10 protein-coding genes and 1 pseudogene are annotated in these 12,326 nt (G+C 43.6%); 1 reads left to right on the top strand and 10 read right to left on the bottom strand.

The window, feature by feature from the left end; translation table 11 throughout:
- Positions 1–4: 4 nt before the first annotated feature.
- The 10 genes from PBN151_RS22410 to PBN151_RS22365 form a co-directional block, all read right to left on the bottom strand.
- Positions 5–1,516, bottom strand: coding sequence for a sugar ABC transporter ATP-binding protein (locus tag PBN151_RS22410; RefSeq protein ID WP_072730760.1), 1,512 nt, complete (start codon positions 1,514–1,516; stop codon positions 5–7).
- A gap of 96 nt (positions 1,517–1,612) precedes the next feature.
- Positions 1,613–2,641, bottom strand: coding sequence for a galactose ABC transporter substrate-binding protein (locus PBN151_RS22405; RefSeq protein WP_072730759.1), 1,029 nt, complete (start codon positions 2,639–2,641; stop codon positions 1,613–1,615).
- Positions 2,642–2,777: 136 nt separating this feature from the next.
- Entirely contained in the window at positions 2,778–3,749 is a 972-nt protein-coding gene (locus PBN151_RS22400; protein WP_227774958.1) for a substrate-binding domain-containing protein, read from the bottom strand.
- Positions 3,746–5,488: a sensor histidine kinase gene (locus PBN151_RS22395; RefSeq protein ID WP_072730758.1), complete on the bottom strand. Its 1,743-nt coding sequence runs from the start codon at positions 5,486–5,488 to the stop codon at positions 3,746–3,748. The genes PBN151_RS22400 and PBN151_RS22395 overlap by 4 nt, the downstream gene beginning before the upstream one ends.
- 7 nt (positions 5,489–5,495) lie before the next feature.
- A complete protein-coding gene (locus PBN151_RS22390) occupies positions 5,496–7,094 on the bottom strand; it encodes a response regulator (RefSeq protein WP_072730757.1) in 1,599 nt (532 codons plus the stop codon).
- A 168-nt stretch (positions 7,095–7,262) separates the two neighbouring features.
- The gene (locus PBN151_RS22385) at positions 7,263–7,769 is read right to left on the bottom strand and encodes a DinB family protein (protein ID WP_072730756.1); all 507 of its coding nucleotides are present in this window, start codon (positions 7,767–7,769) and stop codon (positions 7,263–7,265) included.
- Positions 7,770–8,086: 317 nt separating this feature from the next.
- Entirely contained in the window at positions 8,087–9,481 is a 1,395-nt protein-coding gene (locus PBN151_RS22380) for an MATE family efflux transporter (protein ID WP_072730755.1), read from the bottom strand.
- A 599-nt stretch (positions 9,482–10,080) separates the two neighbouring features.
- Positions 10,081–10,539 (bottom strand): hypothetical protein, encoded by a 459-nt coding sequence (locus PBN151_RS22375; RefSeq protein WP_072730754.1) that lies wholly within the window; start codon positions 10,537–10,539, stop codon positions 10,081–10,083.
- A 176-nt stretch (positions 10,540–10,715) separates the two neighbouring features.
- Positions 10,716–11,447, bottom strand: coding sequence for a DUF695 domain-containing protein (locus PBN151_RS22370; protein WP_072730753.1), 732 nt, complete (start codon positions 11,445–11,447; stop codon positions 10,716–10,718).
- Positions 11,448–11,570: 123 nt separating this feature from the next.
- Positions 11,571–11,972, bottom strand: coding sequence for a hypothetical protein (locus PBN151_RS22365; protein WP_072730752.1), 402 nt, complete (start codon positions 11,970–11,972; stop codon positions 11,571–11,573).
- A gap of 233 nt (positions 11,973–12,205) precedes the next feature.
- On the opposite strand from PBN151_RS22365, the pseudogene PBN151_RS32570 reads away from it, so the two are divergent.
- Positions 12,206–12,283 (top strand): annotated as a pseudogene (locus PBN151_RS32570) (IS3 family transposase); the annotation flags it as partial.
- Positions 12,284–12,326: the final 43 nt, after the last annotated feature.

Below are 12,326 nucleotides of genomic sequence, written 5' to 3'. Positions count from 1 at the left end.
CCGCTTAATGCTGCGCCGCTAGCCGCATAATTTCCTCTTCCGTCGCTTCCTTCCCGCTCAAAATCCCGGTCAACCGCCCTTCGGACATGACCATAATGCGATCTGACATCCCGATGAGCTCCGGCATTTCCGAAGAGATCATAATAATGCTCTTGCCCTGCAAGGCCAGTTCAGCAATGATTGAGTAAATTTCATACTTAGCCCCAACGTCAATGCCGCGGGTAGGCTCATCCAACAGCAATATGTCCGGTTCCGTCAGGAGCCAGCGTGCAAACAGCACCTTTTGCTGATTACCGCCAGATAAGTTCATAATCAACTCGCGCGTAGATGGTGTTTTCGTCCGCAATTTCTGAACCATCGCATCTACTTCCGCCTTCTTCTTTTTCCCGTCTAACAGGAAATAAGGCTTGCGATAGTGATCCAAATTCGCGATTGCCGCATTCTCATGAACCGATAACACCGGGAAAATGCCTGTCACGCGTCGTTCCTCCGTTAACAATGCCATACCATGTTTCTTCGCAATGACGGGAGAGTCGATCCTTACCTCCTTGCCTTGAATCGAGATGGTTCCCGATTGGACGTCCCGGAGTCCGAATAAGGCTTCCATCAATTCGGTGCGCTGTGCGCCTACCAATCCGCCGATCCCAACGATTTCACCACGGTGCAAGTCGAAACTCACTTGCTTGAAGGACTTCGGTAGAGGCGAGGTCAGCCCTTGAACGCGCATTACAACCTCGCCAGGCACGTTGTTCCGTGGCGGGAATCGGTTCGTCAAATCTCGTCCGACCATACGGGAAATAATCAGGTCCGTTGTTAATTCGGATGCCGGCCACGTCCCGATTTTCTTCCCGTCTCTCATAATCGTCACTTCATCTGATATCTGAAGGATTTCTTCCATTTTGTGCGATATATAAATAATGGCGACGCCATTTTTTTTCAATTCTCGAATGATTCGGAACAGCTGCTCAACCTCGACATCAGTAAGCGATGACGTCGGTTCATCCATCACAATGATTCGGGAATGAAAAGATACAGCCTTGGCAATTTCGATGGATTGGATTTTAGAAACCGATAACGTATGAACCATCGTCTCGGGATGCAAATCGATGTCCAGCTGTTTAAATAAATCACGCGTATCTCGCGCCATGCGCTTATGATCGATAAATCGTAGAGGGCCAATCCCTCTCGTCGGGAATCGTCCCAGCCAAATATTCTCCATCACATTTCGGTAAGGTACAGGGTGAAGCTCCTGATGAATCATCGATATCCCGATATTCAATGCCGTTTTGGAGTTCGGAATCTGCACAGCTTCGCCATTCACCATAATCTCGCCTTCATCAGGGGTATAAATCCCGAAGAGGCATTTCATTAACGTTGATTTGCCCGCTCCATTTTCGCCCATCAGTGCATGTACGGTTCCAGGCCGCACTTGCAGCGTCACTTGATCCAACGCCTTAACTCCGGGAAATTCCTTGGAAATGTTGTTCATTTCGAGCACGAATTCATGCTGTCCCATCCCTTTCGCCCCCTAAGTCTCTTCGTAAAAAGAGGAGGTACGAATAACGAATCATTCTACCTCCCCAACTTGAAGCCAATAGTTCAACGGTTCACATTACTTCGCGTCAGCCATATTGTCTTTCGTAATTTTCTTATAAGAAATCCAGATATAATGATTATCCGTGATCTCATAACCAACATTATCTTTCGAAGGCTTCTCGCCTTTCGCCAGCACGCTTGCAAGCGTGATCGCAGCCTTTCCTTGGTTCTTTGCATCATTCAGAACGGTTCCAAGCAATGTGCCTTCTTCCAATGCCTGCAGCGCCGGTGCTGTCGCATCTACACCTACCACAGGAATGAATTTGTTATCCTTGAAATAGCCATTCGCCTTCAATGCCTCAATGGCGCCCAAGGCCATATCATCATTGTTCGCAAAGACGGCTTCAATCTTATCGCCATGTGCAGCCAAGAACGCCGCCATCTTCTCTTGACCTTTTACGCGATCCCACATCCCGGTATCTTCCTGCAGCTTCTCAACTTTAATCCCCGCGTCTTCGATCGCTTGGATCGAGTACTTCGTACGGAGTTCAGCATCCTGATGACCAGGCTCCCCTTTTAACATGACATATTGCAATACGCCATCCTTGTTCTTATCCGCATCTGGATGCGACTTCCAATAATCCGCAATGAGCTGACCGGACATCGTACCGGATTCTTCCGCCTTCGCACCGACATAATAGACTTTATCCCATTTCTTCATATCTTCCGGCAGCGGCTCGCGATTCAGGAATACGACCGGAATGTCTTTGGCCATCGCCTTATCGATAATGACACCCGCTGCCGTACGGTCAACAGGGTTAACGACCAAGGCTTTAACCCCTTTCGTGATGAACAAATCCACTTTATCGTTTTGGGTCGGCTGTGAATTCTGACTGTCCACGATATCGGCTTGGGCAATCCCTTTCGCTGAATCCGAAATCGCATTCCGTACGCCTGTCATGAACGTATCGTCGAACTTATAAATCGCAACACCTACTAGGGGCTCACTGCCGCCGTCACCGCCTGAACTTTTCCCGTTTGCGCAGCCGCTAACAACTGTCGCAATTAATGCACTCACCAGAATCAAAGCTGATACTTTCTTCATTTGATCCAGACCTCCTCAACATCATTCCTGAATACCCTAGAAAAGAATACGCTTTCATTATGATGGATTCTCATGGGATCCGGTATCGAAAATCCTCCTGAGTTCTATCGAAATTCTCATCACCTTGCGCACTGAGTTATTTTACAAACGGAAACAACAGCTTCTGGTTTTCTGGCCACAGCATATTGTCCAGATCAATTAGCTTAACGCCTGTATCTATTCTTTCAGGTACGTTCCGCCCCTCAATAATGTCGACGGCGTACTTCACGGCGAGATATCCGTTATTAAATGGATTCTGCAAGACCAGCGCCTGAACAACTCCATCCTGCAACAACCCCATTGTTTCAGGCGGACTATCGAATGCGATCACCTTCACTCTTCCACCATGGCCGGATCGTTGAACCTCACGCCCTACGCCGATTGAAGATTCTGCATTTAATGCAACAATCCCGTCCAGGCTTGGATATTGGGCGAGCCATCTGCGTGTAATCTCCTCCGCATTTCGTTGATTGGACTGTGAATATTGAATATCCACTACACGAACATTCGGAAATCTGGCCACATAATCTTGAAACCCTTCTTCCCGTTGATTCGCATTTTTGGCTGCCTCTACAAAGTTCATGACCGCAATTTGACCCGATTCATGAATCAATTCGATCATTCGCTTCGCGGCCAGCTGCCCTGCTTCATAATTGTTCGTACCGACATACGTCTTCACACGTGCGGATCCAACCTCTGAGTCGATGGATATGATCGGTATGTTTTCATAGGCAATTCGATCGGTCGCTTGTGCTAACCCCATATAATCACTTGCCGCAAGAATGATGGCATCCGGACGATTCTGAATGGATTGATTCACTAATTCAATCTGACCTGGAATATCATCTTCATGATTTGGAGCCAGAAAATGAAGCTTCACATTGAATTCCTTGGCCGCAGCCTCAGCCCCGCTCTTCAGCGTGTTCCAGTAATCGCCCTGATTCATCTTGACGATTAGGTCTATAGCGAGCATATTATCCGACATCATATTGGTCTGAATGGAACAAGACGACAGCGAGAAGGAGAGTGACAAAATCACGATTAACAATAGATTCATTCTTCGATTCACGACTCTGCCTCCCTTTCATCCCGGACAATGGGAAGCCAGATTTTGACCGTCGTGCCTTCTTCCAGCTCGCTCTCGAACTCCAGTCCATAGCCTTGACCGAAGCATAGCTGGATACGATCATGTACATTTTTCACGCCAACGCCTGACCCACTTTCACTTCTTACCTTCTTCGTTAGAAGACTGTTCACAATCTGAGGACTCATGCCTAAGCCGTTATCCGTTACTTGCAGCATCAACTTATCTTCTACAATAGCGGCTGTTATGGTGATCATCCCTTCCTCCTGCATCATCTCAATCCCATGCACGATCGCATTTTCGACGATTGGCTGCAAAATAAGCTTCATGGTCATGCAATCCAATGCCTCATCCTGGATATCTATTGCATATTGAAATTTGCGTTTATAACGGATGGTCTGAATGATTAAGTAATGTCTGACATGTTCAATCTCTTCTTGTACGGTGATGATGTTCTTCCCTTTACTCAAGCTAATCCGAAAAAATCGCGATAAAGATGTAATTGCCGTAACGACCTCCCTTGTTTCTCCCCGTTCCGCAAGCCGGATGACCGAATTCAAGGTGTTGTATAGGAAGTGTGGATTGATCTGTGCTTGCAGCACATCAAGCTCACTCTTGCGCTTCGCCTCTTGCTCCACAATAATCTGATCCATTAACTGCCGAATTTGCCGAAGCATCATGTTGAACCGGCTGGACAATTGATCCACTTCATAGATGCCCATCGTCGAGATCGGTACTGTAAAATCCCCTTCCCCCGCGCTCTTTACCGATTTAGCTAGATTCTGAATGGGCAGTGAGATTCTCGCAGATACAACGATCGACACGAATAGAACAATCAGAATGACGATTACGAGAAACCACAGTATAAAGGTATTTAGTTCAGACTTGGTTGTTACGATCTCATCTTTGTAGGCAACGCCTACAACTTTCCAGCCGATCGGATTTACCGTTTTGACGGTAATCAGCTTGCTCTCGTCATTGCTGTTATCTTGGAAGCTTCCATATGCGTAGGTAAGGACGCGTTCTAAGTTCTCATACTTTAACCCTGCATAAATCAGTTGCTGCTGCGGATGGTAGACGATGTTGCCGAAAGAATCGATAATATAGATATAGCCCCTCTTGCCAAAAGATACTTGCTTGCTTAATTCGTTGATCGTCTTGAAGTTCATATCGATAACCAGCACACCCTGATCGGGCTGCCCCCGCCCTGTACGATACCCAGCTTGCTTACTGATGGAGACGGCCCATTTGTAAGTGGTTTTAAATAAATTCTGAATATGAGGCGAGGAGAACGATAATTGATCTGGGCGCGCCATAGCGGCCTCGAACCAGCTTTGCCGCTCTAATTGTGTATTGCTCCGCATGGTCAGTTGAGGAGTGTTGAAGACCAGCTTTCCTTGCTTGGTAAACAAGGCGATCGAAATCAAATCTTCTCTTGTTTTCATAATAGATTTCAGCTGCTCTACTAAAATAGGATTCGTCACGGAAGGACTCCTACGAATCAGGTCTTGAACGACGTCGAAGATACTTGTAATGTTGTTCACATATATCTCCAAATTATAATTGACCTGCTCTACGACCTGCTGAATATTCAAGTCCGCATTTGTCTCTGCCGTACTGGAAAATTTGTTATACAGCATGACGCTGACCATACACACCGCAGCAACGGTTATGAAAATAAATGTTTTTGCGATAATAAACTGAATGCTCCTGACGTTGATCATGCGACCTTCACCCTCGATCCCGATTGCGGTATTCCTTGGGCGACAATCCGTAGCGCTTGCGGAAGCTGAAGCTGAAATAATTCGGATCCGCATACCCTACCTTCTCACCGATCTCGAACGCTTTGAGATCCGTTGACCGCAGCAGCTCCTTCGCCGCTTCCATTCTTAGCTCCAGTAGGTAGCTTACGAAGGTGGTTTTGGCTTCCTTCTTAAAAATATGGCTGAAGTAACCTGTGCTGATGTGCAAATGCCTGCACACCGTATGAATCGAAATATCCAGATCCGCATAATGAAGCTTCATATACGCTTTTGCGTCATCCACCAGCTTCTTGTAGCCAGTCTGCCGCTCGACGGCGATGCAATTCATAATTTTCATACATTGATGAAGCATCCAATTCTTTGCCTCTGACGCATTATTGCAATGATAGATTTCCATCAATGGATGTACGGCACCCCCGAGGAACTGCTCGAAGTTGACGTCCATATCTTTCGCCACTTTCATCATGGCTGTCCAAATTTCGATCCAATAGATTTGAAAATCTTGCAGCGAAACCGTGCAGGATTCCACGACATCAAAAAACTCGCCCATCATCGCTTGCGCTTCTTCTATCGTCCCTACCTTCATACAGCGGATTAAGGCCTGCTCCTTCATGTCGTCGAATACAAGTGGATTCACCCGCTTCGCCTCTACATCTTCAATCCAGATGACGCGATGATTTCCGTGAATCAATCGATAATGCAGTGCTTGTACCGCTTCCTGATAAGAAGATGCCAACTCGGACAAATCATTCACGACAGTTCCCACGCCAATCGTTACCGTTATTTTGAGAAATCGATGGACACTCTGAAGAATTTCTTCTACGATCCCGATCGTCTCCTGACTCATCCTATCTCCCTCTCGGCTTGCGCTCATCGTTAACACAATGACATGATCATGGTGAATAAATACCCGTCCCGGCATATGCTTCAGCACGAGCTCCTCAGCAATATTGCATATTGCAAATTGCAATAAATAACGGTTCTTCTCTTCCTTGCTATGATCCATTTGAATCGCAGAGACCAAATAAGCGGAACCCGATAAATCCATCTCATAACGCTCGCATTTCTCATGAATATCCTCCAATGAACACTTGCCTGTAAGGAGAGAAGATAAAAATACATGCTGCAATACAGGTAAGCTCTTTCGATAATGATCCTGTAGCGTTAGTAGATTGTTCTTCTCCGCAACCTCCTGATCCATCTGCTGCTTGACCTTCACCAGTGCGGCTTGCAATTCCGCAGCGGAAAATGGCTTGAGCACGTATTCGTCTATATGGAGCTTGATCGCCTTCTGCGCATATTCAAACTCATCGTAGCCTGTTAATATCATGATTTTCATCGAAGGATCATGACTACGAATCCACTCCGCGAGCTGCAATCCATTCATGAAAGGCATATGAATATCGGTCACCACAATATCCGGCTGCAATCTTTCTATGTACTCCATTGCCTCTTGACCATTCTCTGCCGTCTCCACGACCGTAAACCCTAATGACTCCCAGTCCATTTCATGCAGCACACCTTCTCGTACATCTTCTTCATCATCAACGAGTATTAATTTGTACATGGACATCCCCCTTTTTATGAGAAAAGCTAAAAAAGCCGGCAATCGAATGCAAGCGTAAAGTTGCTTTCAATTACCGGCTGTTGCTCGTATGAAATTATTATTCGCTAGTAAATTGACTTCACCTGTATAGTTCGGAATTAAATGACCGCATCTTCCGCATGCCAGTCTTTATCTAACCCCATTTATTATGTCTTGAATTTGTTGAATGTGCCTTTCTTCATGTAGGTACGTCGATTTCACCCAATCAATCAATAACATCTCTTTAAAGGCAGGGTGAACAAAATGTCTTCTACTCAGTATCGATGGATCCTCTAAGGCGTTTAGCATTTCAACAAACTGTTGTCTGGAACTGTTTAGTTTTGCAATGATGTCTTCATATTCGTAACGTTCATCCGTTGGCTTTACAATGTCCGGAGCCGCTAGCTTTATTTTTCTGTCCAGTAAAGAATCGATTGATTTGTGTTCTACGGATGATTCTTCTGTATTCTGTAACCCCCTCTTAATGGCTACGACATATATTTCTTCTACCTTGGCAAGGTGCTGACATATCTGACCAATACTCCAACTATCCTCATCTTTTCGTTCGTTTAATTGATCTCCATTTAATCCTTTCAGAATTCCGAACAGTTTGTCTCTTGTTTCCTTTAAGTTTTGCTTGATTTCTTCCAGTTCCATAGAAACCTCCCTTTCATTACTTGTTGTGATGAAACGGTTAGAACATTACGAAGTGGTTGTCAGGTGGGTGTAAAATTGCACAATAGATGGGGCTGCACAATGCGGATAAACGAAACTGCTGATGTATGACTGGGCTGCTACTATCATATGTAAATACATTTCATTTAGAATATTCTGCAAAATGCCCTCCTGTTCCTTCCTCTCCGGGAGTCATCCAGTGTACGAGAGCAAAAAAAAGACAGCGTGACTCCTCCTTAAATAGGATTTCGCTGTCTTTTCTCTTTGTTTAAGAGCTAACGTAATGGCTCATGAAACTATCAAATCAACTTCCGGCTGTACCACTTCTCCCCGCGGAAGCGCCAGAGGAAGACGGAGCCGCGGATCCCCCACTCTATGACCATTGCAATCCATACCCCCATGATACCAAGGCCAAGTGGTATCCCGAGTACATAGCCCAGAATGACACGGAACAACCACATCGTGAGCATAGCAGTAATCGAAGTAAAGTTGGAATCACCCGCTGCACGAAGAGCCGATGGCATAATAAAGCTGATCGACCATAAGAATGGCTGGGTAATCGCAATCAGCACCGTAAGTTTAAAGATCTCCGGAATGATCTCTGCCGGAGGAGAGAACAATCTCACGATCCAAGGGAATAAAGGCATGAGAATCACTGCCGCAATAACGAATATGATGGAGGACAGCCACAGGAAAGACTTGATAAACTTCCTCGCATCCTCAATATTGCGTCGTCCGATGCATTGGCCTACGACCGTGACGATCGCGATGCTTAAGGCATTCGCTCCGATCTGGAACACAAGCGATATGGAGCCGCTTATGGCATTGACCGTGATCGCAAGCGTACCGAGCTGAACGATAAACGTCTGTGTAAGCAGCTTCCCGCCGTTAAAGAACATCTGCTCCGCTGCAAAAGGAACGCCGATAATCATAATTTTTTTCAAAATCGAAAAATCTAACTTCAGTGCATTCTGAATCCGAAACTGCAGCGTCTGATTTATTTTCAATAAATAAATTAACGATATCACCATCCCCAACACACGAGCCGTAAGCATGGCAATGATCAATCCTACAACGCCCATATCGAGTACCGTAATAAATAATATATTCAGAAACAGGTAGGTCAAGTTCATAATGAACGATAAACCCAAGCAGGCCTTCGTCTCTGCCACGCCGCGCAACGCCCCCGTCACAGCTTGGAAAATCGCGATGAACGGGTATGTGAGGCAGCTCCCGATCAAAAAGATCCTTGCGTTATCCAGCACATCCGCTTCCGCACGGCCGAACAATAAGTCTAGTGTGGGGTTATGAAAAATAATAACGACCGCGCTGATCAAGATCGACAGCAGTGCAACTGCCGATATGGCTTGAGCAGCTGATTTCGAAACCATATCCGCATTGCCCCTGCCTTTATACTGTGCGACGATGACGGTTCCCCCCGTCGCCACAGCTACAAACACGTTGACCAAGAAGATGTTCAACGAATCCACCATGCTGACCGCACTAACCGCCGCTACTCCCGAGGAGCTGATCATGGCCGTATTCAGTAAGCTCATCAAAATAATAAAAGCTTGATCCACAAATATCGGAATAATAATCGCGATAATTTGCTTATAATCAAGCGTTTCTCCTGTGAAATATTTATTCAACAGGAAGGTCGTTCTTCTCTTTATACTGGGAACAATTGTACTCACCGTATCATCTCTTCTTCGTGTATTGTGCCAAGGATCCCCTTGACCTCACATAGTGACGCACTATTATACCACTCTTTAGAGGAGATGAAAGTGAGGTGTGTGTCCTTATTCATGCATATTTCGTGATTTCCGAGCACCGCACTCGCTTTTGCAGTTATTTTATGTACATATAGCAGAGATGCGGCTTCTTACTCGCCTTCACATCATGTCCAATCATAATGAAACATACTTTATGGTTAAGTTCGAGATCACTCCTACCCAAAAGTTCCTTTTATACTGTCCCAAGGGGTTCTAATCGCCGGTCACCCAGTCATTGCATCGCATGCTATTTCCAAGGGAATATTCCGAAAGCTCATTCACTCCTGACCGAAAAGTTGAGCTATCGGAAAATCGCGTTCGATGCTGGATTAAGAATGGAAGGAACGGCATGAATAAACTTGTTCATCATTGTTTCCCTGGCATAGACAACGGCTTCCGCAACAGCAAGTGCCGCTATCCCTTTACCCCCTGATATTGTGACAGGACACTCCAGCCTAGTTCATAAATTTTCTCTTCCCTTCCTCCGACTTCTAGAAGTTACAGTCCTCTTTTAGCATCTTTCAAGTCAGCTCTTCCATTTTTCTTATTCTATTGTCTGCTGCCTTATTAAAGTTACCTATTAAATCAATTCCTGCTAATAATATAACTATTATACTTATTATGTTCGCAACTCTTGTCATAATGGTTAGCGGCGGGTATTCGTCATTAACCGCAAAAGATAGCAGTGTGTTAAGAATAAAAAGGATGTGTATAAGGATTATTAAGAATGAAATCAAAATCTTACTTTTCTCTGAGCCTCTTTGAAATTGGGATAGCATTATACATAATATCCCCGCTACTGCAAAAAGAAACGAAAACCAATAAGCATCTTTCTTTGGATATACCTCATAGTGTTTCTCAAAACCCAACGTTGCTATGTCAATTTCAGCAGAAGTATAGATCCCATATGAAATAGAAGATATATATATAATAATGGAGAGAATCATCAAATTTATTATAAACCAACCAAACTGTTTCATTTACTTACTTCTCCTTAATAATACATCGTAACAGCTTCATAACCTGTCTCTTCTCTAATCTCTCTTAAAAATGTTAAACTTCTGTTTCTTTATCTTCGATTCCTTCCCCCTGGCAATTTGTAAAGATTTGATCTGACATATACATGATATCTACCGTTCATTTCCACTTCCTAAATCTACTTAACTACTGTAGTTCCCCATCCATCATATTCACCATGACATTCACCTGCTAAATCAACAAGAATATCCGTAACTTCATTTATCGAATGGAAGTCGACGTAATCAGAACGATAGATATGAGAATAAATTTTATCGTCATTAGGAGCATCTGAATCGATTTCGAATCCCAAAAGTTTAACCTTAGCATCGAAATACTCTTTATCTTCAATAGATTGAAAATAGACCCAATGGTCTACCTGTCTCACATCTTCAAATGTATCCCCTGACTCTCGTAACTGATCGACAACTTTTCGATTCCCCATATGTTGAATTTGATATTTGTCGGGGTAAAGGTACTCAAAATAAAAATCCCAAGGATTTTCCTCTTCAAGATGAAGAACCTCTATCTCATATCCATGTTCCAAGAAATATGTCTCTGCTGCTTTTTCTAGCTCGTAAGGTTTAGAAAAATAATAAAATACATCCCGTATCCCATCAGTAGTCACCCTGCCAACATGGAATCCAAAACCTGCACTTTCATCATTGATTTTATCTTCTAGGTCATTGATTAATTCAGCCTCTTCATTAATTGGAGTACCGCTTTCTCCAGGGTTTTTGATTCGTATTCTTAAAACCATCGGATGTGGATACTCAGATTTCTCAATCTCCTTCCAGATATCCATATCCAATACAACTGATGCAAACTTACCTTCAATCTCACAAAAATAAATATCCCAATGATCAGACATATCGATCTATACCTCCTCAGGAAATCTCATCTTCTTCATACTATTTGCGAACCAAGTGCTTAGCCAAACATATATTACGACAAAACGTATACCCAATCTTTCGTGTAATGTTGCTTCCTGCTTTTATTTCTTTAAACGTAATTCAAATTCTTGACATGCGATAACGAAAACGTCGTCATATGTATATATTACATATTGCTTTAACTCCAGACCTCTTGCATTCTTTATATCTCTAAGTATTTTTGTATTACCTATTTCTACGAAGCTACTACTTTCATGATATGGATGATCAAACATCTGTAAACTTACATCTAACTCGACCATATTAAAGTAATAAACTTTCTTAAATAGTAATTCGTATTTAATAAATTCATCATCATCTGATTCTGTACATAATCCTCCGCTTATCTCGCCAATTAATGTAACTTCTTTCTTTTGATAATTGAATTGAATATCATCAAGGAAAATCGCGTCTCTTCCATGAATTTCACCCAATTCGGTTTTTATAGCTTTGATTTTTTCCATCTCTTTCAACCTTTCTTGCCCGATGCGTAGCGTAGATAGTTTTTAGGCGATTTTCATCTTTTCCAGAGTTCTCGATCATAGAAGTCTAATTCGAAATGTTATTTTCATTTTTATTTTTCCTTAGATGAATTTCGTTGACAAAATGTTCCTCGAAATAGCAAATGGTACAAGACCTATTGTAAGCATTTATATGGAAAAGACAATAAGCCATACGTAAATGATAGAGGTTTTAAGAGTTCTATAACAACGAGCGCTTTTCAAAGAGACTAAACAACCTTAGTCCGGTTCAATACCGAACTAAGGTTGCTTAAAGGCTGCTTCTTTAGTGATGTCTACTTGACGAGAGTTTAGCAA

The sequence above is a fragment of the Paenibacillus sp. NAIST15-1 genome (assembly GCF_001894745.1).
GTDB classification, from domain to species: domain Bacteria; phylum Bacillota; class Bacilli; order Paenibacillales; family Paenibacillaceae; genus Paenibacillus_B; species Paenibacillus_B suaedae.
This window is presented reverse-complemented; position numbering and strand designations above follow the sequence as displayed.

Coding starts and splice junctions, on each gene's coding strand:
- PBN151_RS22410 (WP_072730760.1), bottom strand. CDS start 1,516: ATGGGACAGCATGAATTCGTGCTCGAAATGAACAACATTTCCAAGGAA.
- PBN151_RS22405 (WP_072730759.1), bottom strand. CDS start 2,641: ATGAAGAAAGTATCAGCTTTGATTCTGGTGAGTGCATTAATTGCGACA.
- PBN151_RS22395 (WP_072730758.1), bottom strand. CDS start 5,488: ATGATCAACGTCAGGAGCATTCAGTTTATTATCGCAAAAACATTTATT.
- PBN151_RS22390 (WP_072730757.1), bottom strand. CDS start 7,094: ATGTACAAATTAATACTCGTTGATGATGAAGAAGATGTACGAGAAGGT.
- PBN151_RS22385 (WP_072730756.1), bottom strand. CDS start 7,769: ATGGAACTGGAAGAAATCAAGCAAAACTTAAAGGAAACAAGAGACAAA.
- PBN151_RS22375 (WP_072730754.1), bottom strand. CDS start 10,539: ATGAAACAGTTTGGTTGGTTTATAATAAATTTGATGATTCTCTCCATT.
- PBN151_RS22370 (WP_072730753.1), bottom strand. CDS start 11,447: ATGTCTGATCATTGGGATATTTATTTTTGTGAGATTGAAGGTAAGTTT.
- PBN151_RS22365 (WP_072730752.1), bottom strand. CDS start 11,972: ATGGAAAAAATCAAAGCTATAAAAACCGAATTGGGTGAAATTCATGGA.